The organism is Bradyrhizobium cenepequi (assembly GCF_020329485.1).
GTDB classification, from domain to species: Bacteria; Pseudomonadota; Alphaproteobacteria; order Rhizobiales; family Xanthobacteraceae; genus Bradyrhizobium; species Bradyrhizobium cenepequi.
This window is the reverse complement of record NZ_JAGKJI010000013.1, coordinates 69,721-95,286: the sequence shown is the minus strand read 5'-3', so window position 1 is coordinate 95,286 and position 25,566 is coordinate 69,721. Positions and strand designations below refer to the sequence as shown.

The following is a 25,566-nucleotide window of genomic DNA, read 5'->3' as shown; positions in this document are numbered from 1 at the left end:
CCGGGTTACCTCTCTCTCCTCATCCGGAGGAGCGCGGCACGCGCGTCTCGAAGGATGAGGCCACGGTCCGGGCCTCATGGTTCGCCCGGCGATGCTAAGCATCGTCCGGAGACGCCGCTTCGCGCCTCCTCACCATGAGGGTCAAGCACTTAGTTCAACTTCTCGATCGCTGCAGCGACGCCCTGGCCGACGCCGACGCACATGGTTGCCAAGGCAAGCTTTGCGCCTCGCTTCTCCATGCCATGCACGGCGGTCAAGGCAAGCCGCGCGCCGCTCATCCCTAAGGGATGGCCGAGCGCGATCGCGCCACCATGCGGGTTCACGAAGTCGGCATCCTCCTTGACCCCGAGCTGACGCAGGCAGGCTATCCCTTGCGAGGCGAAGGCTTCATTGAGCTCGATCAGATCGAAATCAGTGATCTTGAGGCCGAGCCGCTCCATCAATTTGCGCGTCGCAGGCACCGGGCCGATTCCCATGATGCGCGGCGGCACCGCGGCGGACGCAAGCCCGAGGATGCGCGCCCGCGGCGTCAACCCGTGCTTCTTCACGGCGGCCTCGGACGCCAGGATCATGGCGGCGGCGCCGTCATTGACGCCAGAGGCGTTGCCGGCGGTCACCGTGCCGGGATTGCGCACAATTGGCTTGAGCTTGGCGAGGCCTTCCAGCGTCGTCTCCGGACGCGGATGCTCATCCTTGTCGACGGTAATCGGGCCCGCCTTGCCGCCCGGCGCAGTGACCGGCGTGATCTCCTCGGCGAAATAGCCGGCCGCGATCGCCGCACCCGCGCGCTGCTGCGAGCGGATCGCGAACGCATCCTGGTCGGCGCGCGAGACCTGGAATTCCTCGGCGACGTTCTCGCCCGTCTCCGGCATCGAATCGACGCCGTATTGCGCTTTCATCAACGGATTGATGAAGCGCCAGCCGATGGTGGTGTCGAAGATTTCAGCCGAGCGCGAGAATGCCTCCGCCGCCTTGCCCATCACGAATGGCGCCCGCGTCATCGATTCGACCCCGCCGGCGATCGCGAAATCAATCTCGCCGGCACGTATGGCGCGGCCCGCGGCGCCGACCGCGTCGAGACCGGAGGCGCAGAGCCGGTTCAGCGTCTGGCCGGGAACCGTATCAGGCATGCCCGCGAGCAGCAGTGCCATGCGCGCAATGTTGCGGTTGTCTTCACCAGCCTGGTTGGCGCAGCCGAAAAAGACCTCATCCACCTGCGACCAATCGAGATTCGGATGCTTGGCCATCAGCGCCTTGATCGGGGTGGCGGCGAGATCGTCAGTGCGCACCTTGGCGAGGGATCCGCCGAAGCGGCCGATCGGGGTCCGGACGGCATCGCAAATAAACACATCACGCATCGATTCTCTCCCTGATTGCCGCGGACTTGGGCGTTAGAGGCTTGGATTGATGGCGAGTTTTAGGAGCGGGCCGGCAAGAGGTCAATTGACGGGAACGCGCCCCTCGCCCGCTCTCACAGCGTGGAGAGAGTGGAAAACCCCTCCATCTCGGGCAAAGCGGTGGGACGGGCAGACGAAATTTTGTAGTTTCCGCCCCCTCATGACCGTCCAGCAGCCAATCCCTGTTCCACCCGAGGCGACGTCGAATGCGGAGGCGCCTACGCGCATCACGCCGATGATGGAACAGTACCTCGAGATCAAGGCCGCCAATCAGGGCCTGCTCCTGTTCTACCGGATGGGCGACTTTTACGAATTGTTCTTCGAGGACGCCGAGATCGCCTCGAAGGCGCTCGGCATCGTGCTGACCAAGCGCGGCAAGCATCAGGGTATGGACATCCCGATGTGCGGCGTGCCGGTGGAACGCGCCGAGGACTATCTGCACCGGCTGATCGCGGCAGGACATCGCGTCGCCGTGTGCGAGCAGAGCGAGGATCCGGCGGCGGCGCGCGCCCGCGGCAACAAGAGCGTGGTGAAGCGCGACGTCGTGCGGCTGGTGACGCCGGGCACGCTGACCGAAGACACGCTGCTCGATGCCCGCACCAACAACTACCTGCTGGCGATCGCCCGCGCCCGCGGCTCGTCCGGCGGTGACCGCATCGGGCTTGCCTGGATCGATATCTCGACCTCCGAATTCATGGTGACGGAATGCTCGTCGGCTGAGTTGCCGGCAACGCTGGCGCGCATCAATCCGAATGAAGCCATTGTCACCGACGCGCTCTACAACGACGTCGAGTTCGGGGCACACTTGCGCGAATTGCCGGCGGTGACGCCGCTCACCCGAGACGTCTTCGATGGTGCCACCGCCGAGCGGCGGCTGTGCGACTATTTCGCGGTCGCGACCATGGACGGCCTTGCCGCGATGTCGCGGCTGGAAGCGACTGCGGCTGCGGCCGCCGTCACCTATATCGACCGCACGCAGGTGGGGAGACGGCCGCCGCTGTCGCCGCCCGCGCGCGAGGCGGTCGGCACCACCATGGCGATCGATCCTGCGACCCGCGCCAATCTCGAATTGACGCGCACGCTCGCCGGCGAACGCCGCGGCTCGCTGCTCGATGCGATCGATTGCACGGTGACCGCCGCCGGCTCGCGCCTGCTGGCGCAGCGGCTCGCGGCGCCGCTCACCGACAGCGCCGCAATCACGCGGCGGCTCGATGCGATCGCGGCCTTCGTCGCGGATAGTGCTGCGCGCGAGGATATCCGTAGCGTGCTGCGCGCAGCGCCCGACATGTCCCGCGCGCTAGCTCGGCTCTCGGTCGGCCGCGGCGGCCCGCGCGATCTCGCAGGCCTCCGTGACGGCGTCCTCGCCGCCGATCAGGCGCTGGCGCGGCTGGCGCAGCTCGATCAGCCACCGACCGAAGTCGTGGCCATGATGGAGGCGCTGCGGCGTCCTTCGCGCGAGCTGGCGCGCGAGTTCGAGCGCGCCCTCGCCGAGCAATTGCCGCTCATCAAGCGCGACGGCGGCTTTGTCCGCGAGGGCTATGAGGCTGCGCTCGACGAGAGCCGAAACCTGCGTGACGCCTCACGCCTCGTCGTCGCTTCGATGCAGGCGCGCTATGCCGAGGACACCGGCGTCAAGGGGCTCAAGATTCGGCACAACAATGTGCTCGGCTATTTCGTCGAGGTGACCGCGCAGCACGGCGACAAATTGATGACGCCGCCCTTGAACGCGACTTTCATCCATCGCCAGACGCTCGCCGGCCAGATCCGCTTCACCACATCGGAGCTCGGCGAGATCGAAGCCAAGATTGCCAATGCCGGAGACCGCGCGCTCAACCTCGAACTCGAGATCTTCGACCGGCTCTGCGCCATGGCGCTTGCGGCAAGCGATGATTTGCGCGCCGCCGCGCATGCTTTTGCGTTGCTCGATGTCGCGACTGCGCTGGCAAAGCTCGCAGTCGACGAGAACTACGTGCGGCCCGAGGTTGATCATTCCCTTGGCTTTGCGATCGAAGGCGGCCGCCATCCCGTGGTCGAGCAGGCGTTGAAGCGCAACGGCCAGCCGTTCATCGCCAATGCCTGCGATCTGTCGCCAGGACCGGCGCAGAAATCCGGACAGATCTGGCTGCTCACCGGTCCGAACATGGCCGGCAAGTCGACCTTCCTGCGCCAGAATGCGCTGATTGCGCTGCTGGCGCAGATCGGAAGCTATGTGCCGACCTCGCGGGCGCGGATCGGCATCATCGACCGCCTGTTCTCCCGCGTCGGTGCTGCTGACGATCTGGCGCGGGGGCGCTCGACCTTCATGGTCGAGATGGTCGAGACCGCCGCGATCCTCAACCAGGCAAGCGAACGGTCGCTGGTCATCCTCGACGAAATCGGCCGCGGCACGGCAACCTTCGACGGCCTGTCGATCGCCTGGGCCGCGATCGAGCATCTGCATGAGAACAACCGCTGCCGCACACTGTTCGCAACGCACTATCACGAGCTCACCGCGCTGTCGGCAAAACTGCCGCGGCTGTTCAATGCCACGGTGCGGGTGAAGGAATGGCAGGGCAACGTCGTGTTCCTGCACGAGGTGCTGCCGGGCTCGGCGGATCGCTCCTACGGCATCCAGGTGGCAAAGCTCGCAGGCCTGCCGCCGGCCGTGATCAGCCGCGCAAAGTCGGTGCTGGCGAAACTGGAGGCGCAGGACCGCGGCCAGACCGCACGCGCTTTGGTCGACGACCTCCCGCTGTTCGCCGTCCCCTCACGCGCCGCCGCAGAGGCCGCGCCGCCGAGTGAAGCGGAGCTTTTGATGGAAGCAGTGAAGGCACTGCATCCCGACGAGATGTCGCCGCGCGAGGCGCTGGAGGCACTCTACGCACTGAAAGCGAAACTGCCGAAGCAGTAACGACTGCTGTAGGGTAGGCAAAGCGCAGCGTGCCCACCATCGCCAGCAAAACGTGGATGGTGGCACGGCGCTGACGCGCCTTTGCCCACCCTAGGCATCCTGCCAAAGCAATGACGAAACTAACCGACGCGCACTTGTCGCCGCCCGCGCCACCACAGGCCGAGATTCCAGGTCACGCAGGTGGCGAGCGCGAGACTCAAGCCGATCGCTGAGCCGAACTGCAGCGCAGCGAGGTGCAACACGGCGATCGCAATTCCAAACCCCATCAGGCCCCAGGCGCCGTTGGCGATCACGGCAGCGGTCGGCGGACCGCCGATGCGCGGATGCAGGATCAGCATCATCGAGGTGAACACGACCGGAAACAGCGCGATGATGCCGCTGACCTGCGGGCCGACCCAGCCTGAGGACGTCACCACGATCGCGACCAATGTCGCGACCAGCGAGGCGCGCAGCGGGATGTCGTACCAGCGGCGCGTGATCAGCGGCATCTTCTTCACATGGCGATAACGCTGCAACAGCGGCACGCAGATCGCGAAGGTGATGACGTTTACGATCAGCCCTGCGGCAAGCGTCCACTGAAACTGGCGAAAGATGGTCGCGAGCGCAAGCCATACCGCGACTGCCGCGGTCGTGCTGAGCAGCGCACTATGGCGCTGGGCCAGCACGACATAAGTCAAGCCGAGATAGATGGTCGCCGCATTGATCGGCAGGCTTGCGAGCGCACCCTCGGCGATGAAGGCTGCATCATGGTCGAGCGCGAGGAAGACATAGGATGGTCCCGCCGAGATCGGCAGCGTCGCCACCAGCGCGCCGATCATCGGCCCCGAACGCTCGGTGATGATCGAGGCGGTCACGACAAACGCTGCCGTGATCGCCATGCGCAATAGCAGCGTCAGCAGGAAGATGAATTCGGGGGACATCGGGCGCGAGAAGAATTTTTTGCCGGATCAGTGCAGCGACGGCCGCTTTCACCTCTCCCATAGGGAGAGGTCGATTTGCGCAGCAAATCGGGTGAGGGTTTCAGGTCCCTCGAGGGAGCGAAACCCCTCACCCGCGCCTTCGGCGCGACCTCTCCCCATGGGAGAGGTGGAAAGAAAGCATCACACTCGTTTCATCGAGACCGCGACCTGCGGGCCGTGCCTGATGGTCTGGTAGACCACGCAATAGCGTTCGGTGAGCTTGAGCAAGAGGTCGAGCTTGTCCTGCGGTGCGTCGGTGTCGACCTCGAAGCGCAGGCGAATCTCGGCAAACCCAACCGGAGCCTCCTTGTCGACGCCGAGCGTGCCGCGGAAATCGAGATCGCCTTCGGCTAAGACGTTGCCGCTCCGCAGCGGCACTTCGATCGCAGTCGCCACCGACTTGAGCGTCACGCCGGCGCACGCGACCAGCGCTTCTAGCAGCATGTCGCCGGAGCACAGTTCCAGTCCGGAGCCGCCGGTTGCCGGATGGAGGCCGGCGACCGCGAGCGCGCGGCCGGTCTCGACCTTGCAGGCGATGCCTTCGTTCTCGATCGAGCCTTTGGCTTTCAGCGTGATGACGGCGGCGGAGGGATCAGCCTTGTAGCGTTCCTTGATCGGGGCTTGCAGCGCGCGGAGCTCGGTGGCGTCCATTGTTGTTCTCCCGGATGTTCTAGAGTCTTATCGCTTCTGATCGGAAGCGATAAGACTCTTGCTCTTTGTTTTGACGCGTTTTCTTCACGCGAACCGGCCTCCACTTCGCTCGAAAACGCTCTCGCCTTCGATGTACTCCCTGAGCGCGGTGCTGTCACCACCACATCGCCTCGCCGGCGTTCGCGGCCGCCTCGCTGTCGGGCACGTTGCGATCGAGCGAGCGGTCGAGCGCGGTGAGCACGCGGCGCTTGAAATTGTCGAAATGCAGCGAGTTGCGGTCACGCGGCCGCGCCAGATTGATCGCGATCTCCTCGAACAGCCGGCCCGGCCGCGGCCGCATCACCAGCACGCGGTCCGCCAGCACCACGGCCTCGTCGACGTCATGCGTCACCAGGATCAGCGTCGGTCTTGTGTCGGCCCAGAGGTCGAGCAGATGATCCTGCAGGTCGCGCCGGGTGAAGGCATCGAGCGCGGAGAACGGCTCGTCCAAGAGCAGCACTTCCGGCTGCGGCACCAAGGCACGCGCGATTGCCACCCGCTGCGCCTGCCCGCCGGAAAGCTCGCGCGGCCAGGCGTTGGCCTTGTCAGCGAGGCCGACGCGGGCCAGCGCGCGGGTTACCTTCTCACGTCGCGCATCGGCTGGCAGGTCCGAAAGTCCGAAACCGATATTGTCGGCGACGCTAAGCCAGGGCAGCAGCCGCGGCTCCTGGAAGATGATGCCGATCTTGGCGTGCGGCGCGGTGATGGTGGCGCCATCGAGCGTCACCGTGCCTGATGTGGCGCGATCAAGCCCCGCGATGGCGCGGAGCAGCGTCGACTTGCCGCAACCGGAACCGCCGATGATGGCGACTATCTCGCCCGGCCTGATCTCGGCGGAGAAGCGCGAAAGCGCATGGACCCTGTTGGGATAGGTCTTGCCGACCCTGTCGAGCGCGAGCATCAGGCGGCTCCACGCTCGCGGCCGAAGGCATCCTGCCAGCGCAAGAGCGGCGCGGTAGCGAGCTCAATCAGCCAGTCGGTGGTCTTGCCGAGGATCGCGAAGATCACGATCGCGGCGACGATCTGCGCCGGCTTCCCGAGCTGCTGGCCATCGATCAGGAGATAGCCAAGCCCTTCGGAGGCGCCCATGAACTCGGCGGCAACCACGAACATCCAGCCCAGACCAAGGCCGACACGAAGCGCTACCACATAAGCCGGCAACATCGCCGGCAAGAGGATACGGCGGATCATCGCAGGGCCGGAGAGGCGGAAGATGCGGCCGACCTCGACGATCTTGCGATCGACCGAGTGGATCGCGCCCATCACGCCGAGATAGACCGGGAAGAACACGCCGACCGCGATGAGGGCAACCTTCGAAGTTTCAAAAATGCCGAGCCAAAGGATAAACAGCGGCACCCAGGCGATCGAGGGGATCGCGCGAAGCGCCTGCACGGTCGGATCGAGCAGCCGCCGCGCCACCCCCCAATAGCCGGAGACAGCGCCGAGCAGCGTGCCGGCGACGACGCCAAGCCCAAAGCCCGCGGCGACGCGGGAGAGCGTCGTGATGATGTGCCGCGACAGCTCACCGCTTTTTGCGAGTTCCACGATCGTGGCGAAGACTTTGGTGGGTGGCGGCACCAGCCGGCCGTTGGAATAACCGAGCCAAACCGCAAGCTCCCAGCCGAGAGCGAGGCCGACAGGTAAAAGCAGCCCCAGCGCCGGCCGCGCAAAACGCGACAGGCGCGCCGATGCCGCAGACGGCACGGCGGCGTCGGGTCGTTCCAGCACTGGCGCTTCGATGGTCATGGCCACGGCAAGAACCCTTTCCCGCGCCGAATTGCAAGGTGGGATGCCACCCTCCCCTGAAAGGCAGGGGAGGGTTTAGCGATCAGTTCGTCGGCAGCGGGACCTGGTCGTCGATCAGCGAGTTCAACGCCGCCTTCACGTCGACCTTGGCGTCGACCACGCCGGCCTGCTGCAGCGCAAGCCCTGCGGCGAGGATCGAATCGCGCTGCGGGGCGCCGATCCGGCTGTGGGTCAACTCGGTGCGCTCCTTGAGCTGCTTGTCGACCACGGCCTCCGGCAGCTTCGTCACGGCAATGAAGGTCTTCTTCAGGTCATCGTAGTTTGCGAGCGAATATTTGCGCGCATCTTCGTAAACCGCGAGCACGCGGCGGACGATGTCGGGATGATCCTTCAAAAACTGCTCGCGCACATTGAGGATACCCCAGGTGTTGGCGTCCGCCTTGCGGAAGAACAGTTTTGCACCGTCCTCGACTTCCGCCTGCGCCATCATCGGATCCAGGCCAGCCCAGGCGTCCACGTCGCCGCGGATCAGCGCGGTCTTGCCGTCGGCGTGCTGCAACAGCACCGGCGTGATGTCCTTTTCGGAGAGGCCGGCATCGAGCAGCGCACGGACCAGGAAGATGTGGGGGTCAGTGCCGCGGGTCACCGCGACGCGCTTGCCCTTGAGGTCGGCGACCGAGGCAATCTTGGAGTCCTTGCCCGTGACCAGCGCAGTCCATTCAGGACGCGAATAGACATAGATCGACCTGATCGGGTTGCCGTTGATCTTGGCGACCAGCGCGGCCGAGCCCGCTGTCGAGCCGAAATCGATCGAGCCCGCATTGAGGAATTCGAGCGCCTTGTTGGAGCCGGCGGATTGCACCCAGACGATGCTGATGCCGTCCTTGGCGAACTCCTTTTCCAGGAGCCCCTTCTGCTTCAGGACCAGCGAGACCGGATTGTAGGTCGCCCAATCGATGCGTATCTCCTTCGGCGGCTCCGCCGCAAAACCTGCCGCGGGCGCAAGCGCTAGACCTGCAATCATCGCAGCCATAGCGCGCCGTGAAATCCGGACCATCCTCAGCCTCCAGGTGATGAAAAACGTCATTTTATCTCAATGAGTTAGGTCGGAAGGTCAATGAGAAAATCCGCACCCTGAAGGCGGCAATGCGAGAATGACTTTGCTCAAATCAGCTGGAATTCAGCACAGAGCGATCACAGGGCCACAATGTCCCGTGACAGTGCAGGCGCGGTCCTTTATCGGGATAGACCATGGATAGTGTCGTGGCCGAACCCCGCCCGGAAGTGGATGAAAGTTTCGATACTGCGCGGATCACCGCCGCGGTCGACGCACTCGCCGAGAAACACGCGGGCCGCGAGGACCAATTCCGCTCGGCCATGGCGCAACTGCTCAAGGCGGAACTGATCGCCGCGCGGGCGACGGCGCAGGCGGTGCTGCTCAAGGACCGCCACGGCCGGCGCTGCGCGGAGCGGCTCTGCTTCGTGCAGGACGAGATCATCCGCATCCTGTATGCGGCGGCGACCAAGCATCTCTACTACTCGCCGATCCCCTCCGGCGAGGAGCGCATGGCTGTCGTCGCCACCGGCGGCTACGGCCGCGGCCTGATGGCGCCGGAGTCGGACATCGATCTGCTCTTCATCCTGCCCTACAAGCAGACCGCCTGGGGCGAGCAGGTCGCCGAAGCGATCCTTTATTGCCTGTGGGACATGGGACTGAAGGTCGGCCACGCCACCCGCTCGGTCGATGAATCGATCCGACAGGCGCGCGGCGATATGACGATCCGCACGGCGATCCTGGAGACGCGGTTCCTGACCGGCGACCGGCCGCTCTATGACGAGCTGGTCGAGCGCTTCGACAAGGACGTCGTGCAGGGCACCGCGGCCGAATTCGTCACCGCCAAACTCGCCGAACGCGAGGAGCGGCACCGCCGCGCGGGACAGTCGCGCTACCTGGTCGAGCCCAACGTCAAGGACGGCAAAGGCGGTCTGCGCGACCTGCACACGCTGTTCTGGATCGCAAAATACGTCTACCGCGTGCGCCAGACTGACGAGCTGCTCGAACGCGGCGTGTTCGACGCGCAGGAATATCGCACCTTCCGCCGCTGCGCCGATTTCCTGTGGTCGGTCCGCTGCAATATCCATTTCTTCGCCGGCCGCGCCGAGGAGCGGCTGTCCTTCGACGTCCAGCGCGAGATCGCGATCAGGCTCGGCTACACCTCGCATCCCGGCATGCAGGACGTCGAGCGCTTCATGAAGCACTACTTCCTGATCGCCAAGGACGTCGGCGACCTCACCGCGATCCTATGCGCCAAGCTGGAAGAGGAGCAGAAGAAGCCGGCTCCGGTGCTGAGCCGCGTTGTGGCGCGCTTGCGGCCGGGCGGCACCAAGCGACGCGTGCCCGAGAGCGACGACTTCATCGTCGACAACAACCGCATCAACCTGGCCGCGCCCGACGTGTTCAAGCACGATCCGGTCAACCTGATCCGCATCTTCCGCCTGGCGCAGAAGAACAACCTCGCCTTCCATCCCGACGCGATGCGCACGGTGACGCGCTCGCTGAAGCTCGTGAACACGCAGCTTCGCGAAGACGCGGAAGCCAACCGGCTGTTCATGGAAATCCTGACATCAGACAATGCCGAGATCGTGCTGCGGCGAATGAACGAAACCGGCGTGCTCGGTCACTTCATCCGCGCTTTCGGCAAGATCGTCTCGATGATGCAGTTCAACATGTATCACCACTACACGGTGGACGAGCACCTGATCCGCTGCATCGGCTTCCTGCAGGAGATCGAGCGCGGCGGCAATGACGAGTTCATTGTTGCCAGTGACCTGTTTCGCAAGATCCGGCCCGAGCATCGTCCGGTGCTGTATATCGCGACCCTTTTGCACGATATCGCCAAGGGCCGGCCCGAAGATCATTCGATCGCCGGCGCGAAGGTGGCGCGGCGGCTATGCCCCCGGCTCGGCTTCAGCAACGCCGACACCGAGCTCGTCGCATGGCTGATCGAGGAGCATCTGACGATGTCGACGGTCGCCCAGTCGCGCGATCTCTCCGACCGCAAGACCATCGAGAATTTCGCCGCCGTCGTGCAATCGGTCGAGCAGATGAAGCTGCTGACGATCCTCACCACCGCTGACATCCGCGGCGTCGGCCCCGGCGTCTGGAACGGCTGGAAGGCGCAGCTCCTGCGCACGCTCTATTACGAGACCGAGCCGGTCCTGACCGGCGGCTTCTCGGAAGTGAACCGCGCCCGCCGCATCGCGATGGCGCAGGCCGAATTCCGCGACGCCTTCACCGAGTGGCCCGAAGCGGAGCTCAACGCCTATATCGAACGGCACTATCCAGCTTACTGGCTTAAGGTCGAACTGCCGCGCAAGATCCGCCAGGCGCGGTTCATCCGCGCCAGTGAGCAGGCCGGGCATAAGCTTGCGATCAATGTCGGGTTCGACGAGGCGCGCGGCGTCACCGAACTGACGATCTGGGCGACCGACCATCCCTGGCTGCTGTCGATCATCGCCGGCGCCTGTGCGTCCGCGGGCGGCAATATCGTCGATGCCCAGATCTACACCACGACCGATGGCCGCGCGCTCGACACCATCGCGATCTCCCGCGAATACGACCGCGACGAGGATGAAGGCCGCCGCGCCACCCGGATCGGCGAGATGATCGAGGATGTGCTGGAAGGCAAATTGCGTCTGCCCGAGGCGATGGCGCGCCGCGCCGTCCATCGCAGCAGCGGCAATAAGGTAAAGGCGTTCACCGTCGAGCCGGAAGTGACAATCAACAACCAGTGGTCGGACCGCTACACCGTGATCGAGGTGTCCGGTCTCGACCGCCCCGGCCTGCTCTATCAACTCACCACCGCCATCTCGAAGCTCAACCTCAATATCGCCTCCGCCCATGTCGCGACCTTCGGCGAGCGCGCCCGCGACGTGTTCTACGTCACCGACCTCCTGGGCGCGCAGATCACCGCGCCGACCCGGCAGGCCGCGATCAAGAGCGCGCTGTTGCACCTGCTCGCGGACGAAAACGCCGCCGCCCAGCCGGCGGCGTAGTTCCAAGAATTAAGGCTTCTCGCAGGTTTCCGTGATGTAACAGGGTTGCCGCATCCGGCCCCCTGCCTTACCTAGAGCCTCGGTAAACCAAGGCTCTAGGCTTTGTCTTTGACGCGTTTTCTTGACGCGAACCGGTATCCACGTCGCTCGAAAACGCTATGGTAGACCCATGAAATTCCTCGATGAAGCAAAGGTCTATATTCGCTCCGGCGACGGCGGCAACGGCTGCGTTGCGTTCCGGCGCGAGAAGTTCATCGAGTTCGGCGGCCCCTCCGGCGGCAATGGCGGCCGCGGCGGCGACGTCATCATCGAGGCGGTCGACGGGCTGAACACGCTGATCGATTACCGCTACCAGCAGCATTTTAAGGCGCAAAAGGGCACCAATGGCATGGGCAAGGACCGCCATGGCGCCAACGGCAAGCCGATCGTGCTGAAGGTGCCGGTGGGAACCCAGGTGTTCGACGAGGACCGCGAGACGCTGATCTACGATTTCACCAAGCTCGGCGAGAAATTCGTGCTGGCCGAAGGCGGCAATGGCGGTTTCGGCAATGCGCATTTCAAGTCGTCCACCAACCGCGCCCCGCGCAACGCCAACCCCGGCCTGCCCGGCGAGGAGCGCTGGATCTGGCTCCGCTTGAAACTGATCGCGGATGCGGGCCTGGTCGGCCTGCCGAACGCCGGCAAATCGACCTTCCTCTCGGTGGTCAGCGCCGCCAAGCCGAAGATTGCGGACTATCCCTTCACCACGTTGCACCCGCAGCTCGGGGTCGTCAGTGCGCAGGGCCGCGAATTCGTGCTCGCCGACATCCCCGGGCTGATCGAGGGCGCGCACGAGGGCGCCGGCCTCGGTGACCGCTTCTTGGGCCATGTCGAACGCTGCCGGGTGCTGTTGCACCTGATCGACGCCACCTGCGAGCATGCCGGCAAGGCCTACAAGACTGTGCGCACCGAACTCGAGGCCTACGAGGGCCATCTTGCCGAGAAGATCGAGATCGTCGCGCTGAACAAGATCGACGCAGTCGCGCCGGACGAATTGAAGAAACAGAAGGACCGGCTGAAGCGTGCGGCGAAGAAGACCCCGCTGCTGCTCTCCGCCGCCACCGGCGAGGGCGTGCCGGAAGCGTTGAAGACGCTGGTCGAGGTGATCGGCGAAGCGCCGGTGTCGAGCAAGGCCAAGAGCGCCGCCGAAATCGAGCCGTGGACGGCGTAAGCCACGCAGGCGCACGCTTGCCAGCGGCGCCCCGATAGCGCAGCATTCGATCATCAAGAAAACACCGGGGCAGGAGCATGGCGCGCACCAAAAACGTTCTCTGGATCATGTGCGACCAGCTTCGCTATGATTATCTCGGCTGCACCGGACATCCGACCCTGAAGACTCCCAATATCGATGCCATGGCCAAGCGCGGCGTGCGCTTCACCAACGCTTATGTGCAATCTCCGATCTGCGGACCTTCGCGGATGTCATTCTACACCGGCCGCTACATGCGCTCACACGGCTCGCACTGGAACGGCTGGCCCTTGCGCGTCGGAGAGCCGACTCTCGGCGACCACTTGAAGAAGATCGGCGTGCGCAATGTGCTGGTCGGCAAGACCCATATGGCGCCGGACATCGAAGGCATGAAGATGCTCGGCATCCCGCCGGAATCGATCATCGGCGTGCATGTGTCCGAATGCGGCTTTGAGCCTTATGAGCGCGACGATGGCTTGCATCCGACCGGGCGCCCACGTCCAAAATACGATGCATATCTGCGCCAACAGGGATTCGAGGCTGCAAACCCCTGGGAACACTGGGCGAATTCCGGAGAAGCGACGGACGGCAGCCTGCAGAACGGCTGGCTGCTGGTGCACGCGGACAAGCCCGCGCGCGTCCCGGAGCAGCATTCCGAGACGCCCTACATGACGCGCCGCGCGATGGACTTCATCGGTGAGGCCGAAGCGGACGGTCGCCCCTGGTGCCTGCACCTCTCCTACATCAAGCCGCACTGGCCCTATATCGCTCCCGAGCCGTACGCCAGCATGTACGCGACATCAGACATGCTGCCGGTGATCCGTTCGGACAGCGAGCGGCAAGATCCGCATCCGGTGTTCGCCGCCTACATGGATATGCGCTACTCGAAGAACATGGCCCGCGACGACGCGCGCGAGAAGGTGATCCCTGCCTACATGGGCCTGATCACGCAGATTGACGACCAGATGGGCGTGCTGATGAAGTTTCTGACAGCGCGCGGCCTTCTGGACAGCACGCTGATCGTATTCACGTCCGACCATGGCGACTATCTCGGTGATCACTGGATGGGCGAGAAGGATCTATTCCACGAGCAGTCTGCCAAGATCCCGCTGATCATCATCGATCCTTCGCCCGAGGCTGACGCGCAGAGAGGCACGACCTGCGATGCGCTGGTCGAGGCGATTGACCTTGCGCCGACCTTTGTCGATTTTTTCGGCGGCAAAGTGCCGGATCACATCCTCGAGGGCCGCTCCCTGATGCCGCTGTTGCGCGGTCAAAAGCCCGATGACTGGCGCAAGGTCGTCTTCTCCGAATACGACTATGCCATGCAAGACGTGCGGTTGAAGCTGAACCAGCCGATCGAGCGCTGCCGCCTGTTCATGGTGTTCGACGGACGCTGGAAATACGTCCATGCCTCCGGCTTCCGCCCGATGCTGTATGACCTTAAGACCGATCCGCCGGAATACATCGATCGCGGCCAGGACCCATCCTGCGCCGATGTGATCGCGCGACTGCAGGCTGCGCTGTTCGACTGGGCGCTGCACCCCAACGACCACATCACTACCAGCCGCGAGAAGATTGCGGCATATGCCGACAATCAGCTCCAGGTCAAAGGCGGCATCCTGATCGGCATCTACGACGAGGCGGAGCTTGCCGTGATCCGCGAGCAGATCGCGCAGCGCGCGAGACTGTGATTGTCAGACGACAAGTCATTTGAGATCAATTCGTGATCTTGTAGCCCGTCGCTTTCACGACGGGCTGCCAGAACTCGGTGTTGGCGGCGAGTTCCTGGGCAAGGCCTTCCGGCGTCGTGCCCGCCGGGATCAGGCCGATGCCGGTCAGTTTCTCCTTCACCTCTGGCCTCGCGAGCGCTGCGGCGGCTGCCGCGCTCAACTTGTTCGCAAAATCAGGCGAACTGCTTGCGGGTAACCACATGCCATACCAGCCGTCCGCCACCAGATCGATGCCGTTTTCCTTCAGCGTCGGCACCTCAGGCAGGAAGGGCGAACGCGTCGCGCTGCTCACCGCGAGAATCCTGAGGCCGCCCGAGCGATGTTGTGGGATTGCATCCGCAATGGTGGTGATGCCAAACGGCAGGTGGCCGCCGACGAGGTCGTTGATGATGGGCGCGCTGCCGCGGTACGGCACGCGCTGCAGCGGAATCTTCAGCGCGTCCTCGAGCCGCGAGCCGGTGAAATGGGGAATCGTGCCATTGCTCGGCACGCCGAATGTCGCTTTGCCCGGATTGGCCTTCAACCAGGCGACAAGTTGCGCAAAATCCTTGGCGTCAACAGCGGGGCCGGCAACGATACCGAATTCGAACCGCGCGAGCAGCGAAACCGGCACAAAGTCCTTTGCGGTGTTGAAGCTCGGCTGCGTCTCCACCATCGGCAGCAGGTACATGGTGGGACCGGTAGTCACCAGGATGGTGGTGCCGTCGGGACTTGCGTTCTTCACCGCTTTGATACCGATCAGACCGTCACCGCCGGTCCGGTTCTCGACGATGATGGTGCGATCAAGCAGCGGCCCGAGCTGTTGGGCCACGAGCCTGCACAGCGTATCGCCACCGGCACCGGCGGCAAACGGAAAGATGATCTTGGTGAGCGGCCCTGATTCGGCGCTCGCCGCATGAACGCTTCCCAGCAAAGGCAACCCGAGGCATCCGGCAACGAATTTGCGGCGGTCCACTGTATTTCCCCCATCCTTCTGATCGCCCATTAAAGCGACGCAGCGACATCGTTACAAGGCCGGCACTGGTGCTGATTCCGACTGAACCTGCCTTGCGCCGGCCACCGTCCTGCTGCAAAAGCAGATCGCATCGGCGCCGGATAACGAACCGCCGTCTCCCTTTACAGACCTAATGCTGCGCGCCCATGGCCCGTCCCGAACTGAGCAATTTCCGTCGCATCGTCGTCAAGGTCGGCTCATCGCTCCTGATCGATTCCGAGGCGGGCGAGGTCAAGGCGTCGTGGCTGTCTGCGCTCGCCGCCGATATCGCCAAGCTGCACAGGGAAGGCCGCGAGGTCCTGATCGTTTCCTCCGGTTCGATCGCGCTCGGGCGCAGTCGGCTGAAGCTGCCGCGCGGACCGCTGAAGCTCGAGGAAAGCCAGGGCGCGGCCGCCGTAGGCCAGATCGCGCTGGCGCGAATCTGGTCGGAAGTGCTTGGCGACCACGGAATCGGCGCAGGGCAGATCCTGGTCACGCTGCAGGACACCGAGGAGCGCCGCCGCTATCTCAATGCGCGGTCCACCATCGCAAAGCTCCTGGAATGGCGCGCGGTACCCGTGATCAACGAGAACGACACGGTCGCCACCAACGAGATCCGCTATGGCGACAACGACCGCCTCGCCGCCCGCGTCGCCACCATGGCGAGCGCGGACCTCCTGATCCTGCTGTCCGACATCGACGGCCTCTATGATGCGCCGCCGGCCAGCAACCCCGACGCAAAACTGATCCCGGTCGTGGAAAGCATCACCGCCGAGATCGAGGCGATGGCGGGCGAAGCCGGATCCGAACTGTCGCGCGGCGGCATGCGCACCAAGATCGAGGCGGCGAAGATCGCGACCACCGGCGGCACGCATATGCTGATCGCTTCCGGCAAGATCGAGCATCCGCTGCAGGCGATCGCGGACGGGGGGCGCTGCACCTGGTTCCTGACGCCGGCCAACCCGATCACCTCGCGCAAACGCTGGATTGCGGGTTCGCTGGAGCCGAAGGGCACGCTGACCATCGACGCCGGCGCGGTGGCCGCCCTACGCGCCGGAAAGAGCCTGTTGCCGGCCGGGGTGATCCGGATCGACGGCCAGTTCGCCCGCGGCGACGCCGTAATCGTCCGCGGTCCCGACACCCATGAGATCGGCCGCGGCCTCGTCGCCTACGACGCTGACGATGCCGAGAAGATCAAGGGCCGCTCCTCCCCCGACGTGATGGCCATCCTCGGCATCAGCGGCCGGGCGGAGATGATCCACCGGGATGATCTGGTGGTGGGCCCGACCGGGATTATCTCGATCAAATAGGCCATTGGCCGAGTTCCTGTGGACTCCCAGCGGCCGGCGAAACCGCCCGGTTCGACCTGCCATGCTGGTTCCTCACCTCGCCAAGGCCCCGAATTCCGTGCTAGACCATGGCCTTAACAGAACGCTGGGACATTCCATGACTGCGCCGCTGAAGGCGATCGACGGCAACGCCGATCTGCCGAGCCTGATGAATGAACTCGCGACGCAGGCGCGCGCGGCTGCGCGCGTGCTGGCGCTTGCGCCGCCCGAGCAAAAGAACCGCGCGCTCGCCGCGATCGAGCGCGCGATCCGCGAGAATGCGCCGACCATCCTTGCCGCCAATGCCGAGGATGTCGCCGAAGCGCGTGCGAGCGGCGCCACCTCGGCCTTCATCGACCGCTTGACGCTGACGCAGGCGCGCATCGATGCGATGGCCGATGGCGTCGCCACCGTGCGCAACATTCCTGATCCGGTCGGCGCCGTCACCGAGAGCTGGCAGCGACCGAACGGCATGACCATCGAACGCGTCCGCGTGCCGCTCGGCGTTATCGCCGTGATCTTCGAGAGCCGTCCCAATGTCGCGGCCGATGCCGGCGTGCTGTGCTTGAAATCCGGCAACGCCGTGATCCTGCGCGGCGGCTCGGACAGTTTCCGTTCCTGCCGCGCGATCCACGACTGCCTGACGCAGGGCCTGCGCGAGGCGGATCTACCGGAGGCCGCGATCACGCTGGTGCCGACCCGCGACCGCGCCGCGGTCGGGCTATTGCTCACCGGCCTGAACGGCGGCGTCGACGTGATCGTACCGCGTGGCGGCAAGAGCCTGGTCGCGCGGGTGGAAGCGGAAGCGCGCGTGCCGGTGTTCGCCCATCTCGAGGGCGTCAACCACGTCTATGTCGACCGCTACGCCAATCTCGAGATGGCGAAGTCGATCGTGCTGAACGCCAAAATGCGGCGTCCCGGCGTCTGCGGCGCCGCCGAGACTCTTCTGGTCGACCGCGCCGGCGCTTCCACCAGCTTGAAGCCGCTCATCGAGATGCTGATCGACGCCGGCTGCGAGGTGCGCGGCGACGAGGCGGTGCAGCACGTCGATGCCCGCGTGAAGCCGGCGACCGGAGAAGACTGGGACACCGAATATGAGGACGCGATCATCGCGGCCCGCGTCGTCAGCGGCGTCGATGAGGCGATCGCGCATATCCACCATCACGGCTCGCGGCACACAGATGCGATCGTGACCGAGGATGCCGAGGTGGCGAAGAAATTCCTCAACGAGGTCGACTCCGCGATCGTGCTGCACAACGCCTCGACCCAGTTCGCCGACGGCGGCGAGTTCGGCTTCGGCGCGGAGATCGGAATAGCCACCGGCAAATTCCATGCCCGCGGGCCGGTCGGCGCCGAGCAGCTGACGAGCTTCAAATATCGCATCCACGGCACCGGACAGACGCGGCCGTGAAGCCAACCTTGTGATCCCGTTGAAGCCAGCCCAGATCGCGTCGCCATCCGCCGCGCGGGCGCTTCCGTTCTACACCAACGGGATGCGCATCGGCCTGCTCGGCGGCTCTTTCAACCCGCCACATGCCGCGCATCGCGCCATTAGCCTGTTCGCGCTCAAGCGGTTGCAGCTCGACCGCATCTGGTGGCTGCTCACGCCCGGCAACCCGCTCAAGAATCACGACGGCTTGCATGCGCTCGCGGAGCGCGCCGCAGCCGCACTGAAAGTGGCCGACGATCCCCGTATCGATGTGAGCTGTCTCGAAGCTGTCATCGGCACGCGCTACACTGTCGAAACGATCATCCATTTGCGGCGCCGCGTTTCCGGCGTGCATTTTGTCTGGATCATGGGCGCCGACAATCTCGCGCAGTTCCATCGTTGGAAAGACTGGCGGCGCATCGCCTCCGATGTGCCGATCGCCGTGATCGACCGTCCGCCACAAAGTTTCCGCGCGCTCGCCGCGCCCGCCGCCCAGGCACTCGCCCGCTATCGTCTGCCCGAGAATCAGGCGCCCCGGCTGGCGGATCAGCCGGCGCCGGCCTGGGTCTTTCTCACCGGCATGAAATCCAATCTGTCGTCGACCGGCCTTCGGAACCCTGATGGAAGCTGGAGGACGGTCTAGCGCATGATCGGCTGGATCATGCGGCAAGCGAAGTGGGGCTTACTGGAATATTGAAACCTTTAACCCCACATGCGTAGTATAGGAGGCGGACGCTGAGATTCGCGGCGTTCGCGATACAGTGAAAGGAATGGTCCCTGGCCACATCTGTATTGTCCAAGTCTGTTTTACCCAAGGTAGCCAACAAGGCAGCGAAACCTGCGCGTAAAACATCGACCCAAACTGCGGCCTTGAAGGCGCAAGGCGACGCCGACAAGACCCTGAATATGATCCTCTCCCGCCTCGACGATATGAAGGCGGAAGAAACGGTCACCATCGACCTTCGCGGCAAATCAGCATACTCCGACTACATGGTCATCACCTCGGGCCGGGCCAACCGGCACGTCGGTGCGATCGCGGAGAATGTCACGAAAGCGCTGAAGGAAAACGGCGTCAGCAAAATCCATGTCGAAGGCTTGCCCAATTGCGACTGGGTGCTGATCGATTCCGGCGATGTGATCGTGCACGTGTTCAGGCCCGAGGTGCGCGAGTTCTACAATCTCGAGCGGTTGTGGACGCAAAGCCCGGTCGCGGCGGTCTAGACCTCTGAGCCGATGCAAATCGGCCGATGCGCATGCTAACATGCGTTAATGCGATTACTCGTCATCGCAGTCGGCCGATTGAAGCAAGGCCCGGAGCGTGAACTAGCGGAGCGCTACCGCGAGCGCTTCGATGATATCGGCCGCAAGCTCGGCTTTCGCGGCCTGGACATTCATGAACTTCCGGAAAGCCGCGCACGCGACGCCGCAACGAGGATGGCCGAGGAAGCGGCGGCGATCTCGGCATTGATGCCCGAAAAACATGTGCTCGTGGCGCTGGATGAGCGCGGCGAGAACGTCGACAGCGCGGCATTTGCCGGGTATCTCAGGCGCTGGCGGGACCAATCGGTGGCTAACACTATTTTCGTCATCGGCGGCGCGGACGGACTTTCGCCTGATTTGCGGCGCAATGCCAAGCTGCGCGTCGCATTCGGCGCGGCGACTTGGCCGCATCAGATGGTCCGAGTCATGCTTCTGGAACAGATTTATCGGGCGGCGACCATTTTGGCAGGCCACCCCTATCACCGCGCGTGAACCGACAAGAGAAAGCGCTGAGCAATCCGATGCTGTCGCCGCGCGACCTTCCCTGTTATCCCGACACCGCGCACCGTGGCCGGTGTCCGGCGTCCTCGCTCCCCCTGCCGGTCCTATTGTTGTCGGCGAGCCTTGCCACAGTCGCGATCGCGCAAACACCGCCGCAACCGCAGGAGACGGCGGCAACCGCGCCTTCGCCCGATATCATCAGGCAGCGGGAGCAGGAACTTGAAGCCGCCCGCGAGCAGCAGCGAAAAGCGACCGAGCTGCAGGAGAAATTGAAGGCCGACATTGCCGCGATCGGCCAGGACCGCAGCAAGCTCAACCAGCAGATCATCGACATTGCAGGCCAGGTGCGCGGGGTCGAAGGCCGAATTGCCGATGCGGAGGCGCGGCTGCGGCCGCTCGACAGCCGCGAGCAGGAGATCCGCACCTCGCTCGATTCTCGCCGCGCCGAGATCATCGAGGTGCTGGCGGCGCTGCAGCGTGCCGGCCGGCGCACGCCGCCCGCGCTGCTGGTGCGACCAGAAGACGCACTGCAGTCGCTGCGGACCGCGATGCTGCTCGGCGCGGTCGTACCTGAATTGAGGGGGCGCGCGGAAAAGCTGACCGCCGACCTCGGCGAGCTGGTTGCATTGCGCAAGACCATCGCCAGCGAGCGCGACGCGCTGGCGCGCGACCGCGATAAGCTCCGGGAAGATCAGGTCCGGCTGGCTGCGCTGGTCGAGGAGCGGCAGCGCCAGCAGAGCGCGATCGAGAGGGACATGGAAGCGGAAGGCACGCGCGCCATCGCGCTGTCCAAGCAGGTCGACAGCCTGCAGGGCCTGATCGCCAAGATGGAACAAGATCTCAAGAGCGCGGCAAAGGCGGCCGCCACCGCCAATCTGCAGGGCACACCCGCCGCCCCGAACGGCAAGCCCAATTTAGGCGCGTTGAAGGATCCGGCGCGGCTGAGCCCGGCTGTGGCCTTTGCCTCCGCCAAGGGCCTGTTCGCCTACCCAGTCAACGGCACCAAAATTCGTGATTTTGGCGCGTCCGACGGTGCTGGCGGCGCGCAAAAAGGCATTTCTTTGGCAGCCAGGCCCGGCGCCCAGGTCACAACCCCGTGTGACGGCTGGGTCGTCTATGCCGGACCCTTCCGAAGTTACGGTCAACTCTTGATCCTCAACGCCGGGGGCGGGTATCATGTTTTAATCGCCGGGATGGAGCGTATTTCGGTAAACATCGGCCAGTTTGTACTTACGGGAGAGCCGGTCGCGACCATGGGGTCGACATCCCAGGTTGCATCCATTTTCGCGACAAGCGCGAGCCAACCCGTGCTCTATGTCGAGTTCCGTAAGGACGGCACTCCAATCGATCCAGGCCCATGGTGGGCCGCAAATGAAGGCGAAAAGGTTCGCGGATGATGCGCAAGACTTCTGTAATTCTCCTCAGCGCCGCATGCGGTGCAGCGTTGACGCTGTTCGTTACTCAACCGCGCGCCGTGCTGATGGGATCAAGCGCGCGCGCCGCGACCTCGGACACCTACCGCCAGCTCAATCTGTTCGGCGACGTGTTCGAGCGCGTGCGCAGCGACTATGTCGAGAAGCCCGATGACAGCAAGCTTGTGGAATCCGCGATCAGCGGCATGCTGACCGGGCTCGATCCGCACTCGAGCTACATGGATGCCAAGAGCTTCCGCGACATGCAGGTGCAGACCCGCGGCGAGTTCGGCGGGCTCGGCATCGAGGTCACGATGGAAGACGGCCTGATCAAGGTCGTCTCTCCGATCGATGACACCCCGGCGTCGAAGGCCGGCATCATGGCCAACGACATCATCACCACGCTCGACGATGAGGCGGTGCAGGGTCTGACCCTCAACCAGGCCGTCGAGAAGATGCGCGGCCCGGTGAACACCAAGATCCGGCTGAAGATCATCCGCAAGGGCCAGGACAATCCGATCGAAGTCACGCTGGTGCGCGACAACATCCGCGTCCGCTCGGTGCGCGCCCGCGTCGAGGCCGACGACATCGCCTATATCCGCATCACTACTTTCAATGAGCAGACCACCGAGGGCCTGAAGAAGGAGATCGCCAACCTCTCGAGCCAGATCGGCGACAAGCTCAAGGGCTACATCATCGATCTCCGCAACAATCCCGGCGGTCTCCTGGAGGAAGCCGTGACGGTCTCCGACTCCTTCCTGGAGCGCGGTGAGATCGTCTCGACCCGCGGCCGCAATGCTGAGGAAACCCAGCGCCGCGCCGCCCATGCGGGCGACCTGACCAAGGGCAAGCCGGTGATCGTGCTGGTCAACGGCGGCTCGGCCTCGGCCTCCGAAATCGTCGCTGGCGCGCTGCAGGACCACAAGCGGGCGACGCTGGTCGGCACCCGTTCCTTCGGCAAGGGCTCGGTCCAGACCATCATCCCGCTCGGCAGCGGCAATGGCGCGCTGCGGCTGACCACGGCGCGCTACTACACGCCGTCCGGGAAGTCGATCCAGGCCAAGGGTATCGTGCCTGATATCGAGGTGCTGCAGGATGTGCCGGACGAACTGAAGGCCCGGACCGACACCAAGGGTGAGGCGTCGCTGCGCGGCCACCTGAAATCCGACGGTGACGAAAAGACTGGCTCGCAGTCCTACGTGCCGCCGGACGCCAAGGACGACAAGGCGCTCAAGCTGGCCGACGACCTCCTGCACGGCATCAAGTCCACGGCGAGTTCAGCTCCGCCGCCCGCGAGCGGCGACAAGGCTGCTGTCGACAACAAGCCGGGCAAGGCCGCGAACTGATCGGCTGAGAACGATTTTGCGGAAAGAGCGGCCAGTCGGCCGCTCTTTTTGCTTTGCGGGTACCCCGGGAGGCACCAGCTCTGACTGGCGCGTCCTCCGCCCGAACCGGCTCGCTCATGCTATCGTCGGCGCTGGGTGATTCGGGGGATCTATGGCAGAGGCGGCCGACGAGCTGAGCGCACCGCTCGGACAGGAAACCGTGGCCAAGAAGCGCCGGTTCCAGGTGCCGTTCACGACCATGCTGGCGGTGGTGCTTGGGCTGATTCTGCTCACCTTCGCCGGCGTCGCCTTGTTCAACGACGATCCACTCGGCGGCGAGCCGATCGCCCATATTACCTTGCGCAAGACGCCGGTGGCGGAGGAAAAACCGGCGGCGGCCGGCCATACCGCCGAGCCTGCGGCCAAATCGTCGCCCAAGCAGGCTGCTGCCGGCGAGAGCAGGACAGTCACCATCATCGACGGCTCAAGCGGCGCGCGGCATGACGTCGTGATTGGCAGTGGTGCCGCCGACAAGGCCGAGACTGACGCCGCGCCGGGGCCAATGGCCGGTATTGACCAGCGCCTTCTGGAAAAATCGCGCTATGGCATGATCCCGGTGGCCGCAGACGGCTTGAAGCCGTTCACAGTCTATGCGGCGGATGCCGACCGCGCCAAGGCGGCAAAAATGCCCGTGGTCGCGATCGTGATTGGCGGGCTTGGCGTCGGCGCCGCCAAGACGACCGATGCGATCATGAAACTGCCGCCAGCGGTCACGCTGGCCTTCACGCCCTATGGCGCCGATCCGACAAAGCTGGCCGAACGGGCACGGGCGCAGCGCCACGAAATCCTGCTGCAGGTCCCGATGGAGCCGTTCGATTACCCGGACAATGATCCGGGCCCCCAGACCCTGCTCACGACTCTGAACACGGAGCAGAATCTCGACCGGCTCTATTGGCACTTCAGCCGCTTCCAGGGCTATGCCGGCATCGCCAATTTCATGGGAGCCCGTTTCGTGGCGACCGACCCAGCGATGCAGCCGATCATGCGGGAAGCGGCCAAGCGCGGCCTCAGCTATTTCGACGACGGTGCTACGCCACGCAGCGCCGCGGCCTCGCTCGCCGCGGGTCAGGCGCTGCCGTTTGCCAAAGCCGACTTTACCATCGACGCGGTTCCGACTTCGGTGGAGATCGACCGTGTGCTGGTCAAGCTCGAGACGCTCGCCAAGGAACGCGGCTTGGCGGTCGGCGTCGCCTCGGCGCTGCCGATTTCGATCGAGCGTATCGCAGCCTGGACCAGGACGCTGGAGGCCCGCGGCATCCTGCTTGTGCCATTGACAACCGCGATGCTGAAATCAAAATCGGGCTAGAGCGTTTTCGAGCGAAGTGGACACCGGTTCGCGTGAAGAAAACGTATCAAAACAAGAATTTAGAGCATCGACCTGATGGCGCGATTTCGGACTTCGGACCAGATCATGATCCGCTCGGATGAATCGGGTCATGGTCTCGTCTTTTTATTGGAGCGTGATCTCCGCGCAAACGCTTCGCGTTTGTCGCGAGGGAGAACCGATCCCACTATTCCGGATCACGCTCTGGGGGTCCTGATCGAATGACGCGTTACGAGGAGCTGCCTTACCGGACCTGCGTCGGCGTGATGCTGCTCAACCGAGACGGGCTGGTCTTTATCGGACGCCGCGCCGGCGGCGTCGAGCATGTCGACGACACCCATGTCTGGCAGATGCCGCAAGGGGGCGTGGACCCTGGTGAAGAGGTTTGGGAAGCCGCCAAGCGCGAGCTCTATGAGGAGACCAGCGTCCGTTCGGTCGAGAAGCTCGGCGAAGTCGACGACTGGCTGATTTACGATATTCCGCGCACGGTCGCGGGGCGCACCTGGAAAGGCCGTTATCGCGGCCAGCGCCAGAAATGGTTCGCCGTGCGTTTCACCGGCAAGGACAATGAGATCGACGTCGAGCATCCCGGCGGCGGAGGCCACAAGGCCGAGTTCTCGAACTGGCGCTGGGAGCCGATGAAGAATCTCCCCGAATTGATCGTCCCGTTCAAGCGGCCCGTCTACGAGCGCGTGGTGCGGGAATTTTCCAGGCTCGCGGGTCGATAAGAATGCCCGAGCAAAAGCTGTACCGCCCCAATGTCGGGATCGCCCTGTTCAACGGGTCCGGCCGCGTGCTGATCGGCCATCGCTTCAGGGACGATGGCCCGGAAATCATCCTCCCCGGGCTCGAATGGCAGATGCCGCAGGGCGGCATCGATCCAGGCGAGGAACCGCGCCAGGCGGTCATGCGCGAACTCTGGGAGGAGACGGGGGCGGTCTCCGCCGACTATCTCGGCGAGACCGACTGGATCATTTACGAGTTTCCGCGTTACGACGGACCGCCACATCGCCTCGGCAAATTCCACGGACAGCGGCAGAAGTGGTTTGCGCTGCGATTCACCGGGCGCGACGAGGAGATCGATCCGCTGACACTGCGCAACGGACAACCGGCCGAATTCGATGGCTGGCGCTGGGAACAGCTCGACCGCGTCGCCGACCTCGTCGTGCCGTTCCGGCGCGAAGTGTACCGGCATGTCGCCCGCAGCTTCGCCGGCTTTGCGCAAGGGCACTGAAGACGGATTGCAGAACGCCGC

The 25,566-nt window shown here is 64.4% G+C and carries 21 protein-coding genes; 14 read left to right on the top strand and 7 right to left on the bottom strand.

From position 1 onward, the window contains the following. Window positions 1-149: 149 nt before the first annotated feature. A complete protein-coding gene (gene pcaF, locus J6497_RS16525) occupies window positions 150-1,358 on the bottom strand; it encodes a 3-oxoadipyl-CoA thiolase (RefSeq protein WP_225705327.1) in 1,209 nt (402 codons plus the stop codon). Between the two features lie 199 nt (window positions 1,359-1,557). Here pcaF and mutS point away from each other — a divergent pair, with 199 nt between their 5' ends. Continuing rightward, a complete protein-coding gene (mutS, locus tag J6497_RS16520; RefSeq protein WP_225705326.1) occupies window positions 1,558-4,287 on the top strand; it encodes a DNA mismatch repair protein MutS in 2,730 nt (909 codons plus the stop codon). Between the two features lie 119 nt (window positions 4,288-4,406). Here mutS and J6497_RS16515 read toward each other — a convergent pair whose 3' ends face one another. The 5 genes from J6497_RS16515 to J6497_RS16495 form a co-directional block, all read right to left on the bottom strand. Continuing rightward, entirely contained in the window at window positions 4,407-5,207 is an 801-nt protein-coding gene (locus J6497_RS16515) for a hypothetical protein (RefSeq protein WP_225705325.1), read from the bottom strand. Window positions 5,208-5,387: 180 nt separating this feature from the next. Further along, window positions 5,388-5,897, bottom strand: coding sequence for an OsmC family protein (locus tag J6497_RS16510; protein WP_225705324.1), 510 nt, complete (start codon window positions 5,895-5,897; stop codon window positions 5,388-5,390). A gap of 154 nt (window positions 5,898-6,051) precedes the next feature. After that, on the bottom strand, window positions 6,052-6,837 hold the full coding sequence (locus J6497_RS16505; RefSeq protein WP_225705323.1) for an ABC transporter ATP-binding protein: 786 nt from the start codon (window positions 6,835-6,837) through the stop codon (window positions 6,052-6,054). After that, window positions 6,837-7,682, bottom strand: coding sequence for an ABC transporter permease (locus J6497_RS16500; protein ID WP_225705383.1), 846 nt, complete (start codon window positions 7,680-7,682; stop codon window positions 6,837-6,839). Before J6497_RS16500 ends, J6497_RS16505 begins: the two co-directional genes overlap by 1 nt. A gap of 82 nt (window positions 7,683-7,764) precedes the next feature. Beyond that, entirely contained in the window at window positions 7,765-8,739 is a 975-nt protein-coding gene (locus J6497_RS16495) for an aliphatic sulfonate ABC transporter substrate-binding protein (protein ID WP_225705322.1), read from the bottom strand. 194 nt (window positions 8,740-8,933) lie between these two features. Here J6497_RS16495 and J6497_RS16490 point away from each other — a divergent pair, with 194 nt between their 5' ends. The 3 genes from J6497_RS16490 to J6497_RS16480 all read left to right on the top strand — a co-directional run bounded on the left by J6497_RS16490 (window position 8,934) and on the right by J6497_RS16480 (window position 14,660). Beyond that, window positions 8,934-11,738, top strand: coding sequence for a [protein-PII] uridylyltransferase (locus J6497_RS16490; protein ID WP_225705321.1), 2,805 nt, complete (start codon window positions 8,934-8,936; stop codon window positions 11,736-11,738). A gap of 169 nt (window positions 11,739-11,907) precedes the next feature. Beyond that, on the top strand, window positions 11,908-12,948 hold the full coding sequence (obgE, locus tag J6497_RS16485; RefSeq protein WP_225705320.1) for a GTPase ObgE: 1,041 nt from the start codon (window positions 11,908-11,910) through the stop codon (window positions 12,946-12,948). 77 nt (window positions 12,949-13,025) lie between these two features. After that, window positions 13,026-14,660 (top strand): alkaline phosphatase family protein, encoded by a 1,635-nt coding sequence (locus J6497_RS16480; RefSeq protein WP_225705319.1) that lies wholly within the window; start codon window positions 13,026-13,028, stop codon window positions 14,658-14,660. A gap of 25 nt (window positions 14,661-14,685) precedes the next feature. Here J6497_RS16480 and J6497_RS16475 read toward each other — a convergent pair whose 3' ends face one another. Next, on the bottom strand, window positions 14,686-15,654 hold the full coding sequence (locus J6497_RS16475; RefSeq protein ID WP_225705318.1) for a Bug family tripartite tricarboxylate transporter substrate binding protein: 969 nt from the start codon (window positions 15,652-15,654) through the stop codon (window positions 14,686-14,688). A 185-nt stretch (window positions 15,655-15,839) separates the two neighbouring features. Between J6497_RS16475 and proB the strand changes: the two genes are divergently transcribed. The 10 genes from proB (at window position 15,840) to J6497_RS16425 (ending at window position 25,545) form a co-directional block, all read left to right on the top strand. Further along, window positions 15,840-16,982: a glutamate 5-kinase gene (gene proB / locus J6497_RS16470; RefSeq protein WP_225705317.1), complete on the top strand. Its 1,143-nt coding sequence runs from the start codon at window positions 15,840-15,842 to the stop codon at window positions 16,980-16,982. A gap of 136 nt (window positions 16,983-17,118) precedes the next feature. Further along, complete coding sequence (locus J6497_RS16465; RefSeq protein WP_225705316.1) at window positions 17,119-18,411, top strand: glutamate-5-semialdehyde dehydrogenase; 1,293 nt, start codon at window positions 17,119-17,121, stop codon at window positions 18,409-18,411. Window positions 18,412-18,445: 34 nt separating this feature from the next. Then, the gene (locus tag J6497_RS16460; protein WP_312010301.1) at window positions 18,446-19,072 is read left to right on the top strand and encodes a nicotinate-nucleotide adenylyltransferase; all 627 of its coding nucleotides are present in this window, start codon (window positions 18,446-18,448) and stop codon (window positions 19,070-19,072) included. 227 nt (window positions 19,073-19,299) lie between these two features. Further along, window positions 19,300-19,650 (top strand): ribosome silencing factor, encoded by a 351-nt coding sequence (rsfS, locus tag J6497_RS16455; RefSeq protein ID WP_225705314.1) that lies wholly within the window; start codon window positions 19,300-19,302, stop codon window positions 19,648-19,650. A 48-nt stretch (window positions 19,651-19,698) separates the two neighbouring features. Beyond that, the gene (gene rlmH, locus J6497_RS16450) at window positions 19,699-20,181 is read left to right on the top strand and encodes a 23S rRNA (pseudouridine(1915)-N(3))-methyltransferase RlmH (RefSeq protein ID WP_225705313.1); all 483 of its coding nucleotides are present in this window, start codon (window positions 19,699-19,701) and stop codon (window positions 20,179-20,181) included. Between the two features lie 29 nt (window positions 20,182-20,210). Continuing rightward, complete coding sequence (locus J6497_RS16445; RefSeq protein WP_225705312.1) at window positions 20,211-21,587, top strand: murein hydrolase activator EnvC family protein; 1,377 nt, start codon at window positions 20,211-20,213, stop codon at window positions 21,585-21,587. After that, window positions 21,584-22,948 carry a S41 family peptidase gene (locus J6497_RS16440; RefSeq protein WP_225705311.1) on the top strand — a complete coding sequence of 455 codons (1,365 nt, stop codon included), beginning with the start codon at window positions 21,584-21,586 and terminating at the stop codon, window positions 22,946-22,948. The genes J6497_RS16445 and J6497_RS16440 overlap by 4 nt, the downstream gene beginning before the upstream one ends. Before the next feature lie 151 nt (window positions 22,949-23,099). Further along, the gene (locus J6497_RS16435; RefSeq protein ID WP_225705310.1) at window positions 23,100-24,293 is read left to right on the top strand and encodes a divergent polysaccharide deacetylase family protein; all 1,194 of its coding nucleotides are present in this window, start codon (window positions 23,100-23,102) and stop codon (window positions 24,291-24,293) included. A gap of 239 nt (window positions 24,294-24,532) precedes the next feature. Next, window positions 24,533-25,039: an RNA pyrophosphohydrolase gene (locus tag J6497_RS16430; protein WP_225705309.1), complete on the top strand. Its 507-nt coding sequence runs from the start codon at window positions 24,533-24,535 to the stop codon at window positions 25,037-25,039. 2 nt (window positions 25,040-25,041) lie between these two features. Continuing rightward, a complete protein-coding gene (locus J6497_RS16425; RefSeq protein WP_225705308.1) occupies window positions 25,042-25,545 on the top strand; it encodes an RNA pyrophosphohydrolase in 504 nt (167 codons plus the stop codon). Window positions 25,546-25,566: the final 21 nt, after the last annotated feature.

Coding starts and splice junctions, on each gene's coding strand:
- pcaF (WP_225705327.1), bottom strand. CDS start 1,358: ATGCGTGATGTGTTTATTTGCGATGCCGTCCGGACCCCGATCGGCCGC.
- mutS (WP_225705326.1), top strand. CDS start 1,558: ATGACCGTCCAGCAGCCAATCCCTGTTCCACCCGAGGCGACGTCGAAT.
- J6497_RS16515 (WP_225705325.1), bottom strand. CDS start 5,207: ATGTCCCCCGAATTCATCTTCCTGCTGACGCTGCTATTGCGCATGGCG.
- J6497_RS16510 (WP_225705324.1), bottom strand. CDS start 5,897: ATGGACGCCACCGAGCTCCGCGCGCTGCAAGCCCCGATCAAGGAACGC.
- J6497_RS16505 (WP_225705323.1), bottom strand. CDS start 6,837: ATGCTCGCGCTCGACAGGGTCGGCAAGACCTATCCCAACAGGGTCCAT.
- J6497_RS16500 (WP_225705383.1), bottom strand. CDS start 7,682: ATGACCATCGAAGCGCCAGTGCTGGAACGACCCGACGCCGCCGTGCCG.
- J6497_RS16495 (WP_225705322.1), bottom strand. CDS start 8,739: ATGGTCCGGATTTCACGGCGCGCTATGGCTGCGATGATTGCAGGTCTA.
- J6497_RS16490 (WP_225705321.1), top strand. CDS start 8,934: ATGGATAGTGTCGTGGCCGAACCCCGCCCGGAAGTGGATGAAAGTTTC.
- obgE (WP_225705320.1), top strand. CDS start 11,908: ATGAAATTCCTCGATGAAGCAAAGGTCTATATTCGCTCCGGCGACGGC.
- J6497_RS16480 (WP_225705319.1), top strand. CDS start 13,026: ATGGCGCGCACCAAAAACGTTCTCTGGATCATGTGCGACCAGCTTCGC.
- proB (WP_225705317.1), top strand. CDS start 15,840: ATGGCCCGTCCCGAACTGAGCAATTTCCGTCGCATCGTCGTCAAGGTC.
- J6497_RS16465 (WP_225705316.1), top strand. CDS start 17,119: ATGACTGCGCCGCTGAAGGCGATCGACGGCAACGCCGATCTGCCGAGC.
- rlmH (WP_225705313.1), top strand. CDS start 19,699: ATGCGATTACTCGTCATCGCAGTCGGCCGATTGAAGCAAGGCCCGGAG.
- J6497_RS16445 (WP_225705312.1), top strand. CDS start 20,211: ATGCTGTCGCCGCGCGACCTTCCCTGTTATCCCGACACCGCGCACCGT.
- J6497_RS16440 (WP_225705311.1), top strand. CDS start 21,584: ATGATGCGCAAGACTTCTGTAATTCTCCTCAGCGCCGCATGCGGTGCA.
- J6497_RS16435 (WP_225705310.1), top strand. CDS start 23,100: ATGGCAGAGGCGGCCGACGAGCTGAGCGCACCGCTCGGACAGGAAACC.
- J6497_RS16430 (WP_225705309.1), top strand. CDS start 24,533: ATGACGCGTTACGAGGAGCTGCCTTACCGGACCTGCGTCGGCGTGATG.
- J6497_RS16425 (WP_225705308.1), top strand. CDS start 25,042: ATGCCCGAGCAAAAGCTGTACCGCCCCAATGTCGGGATCGCCCTGTTC.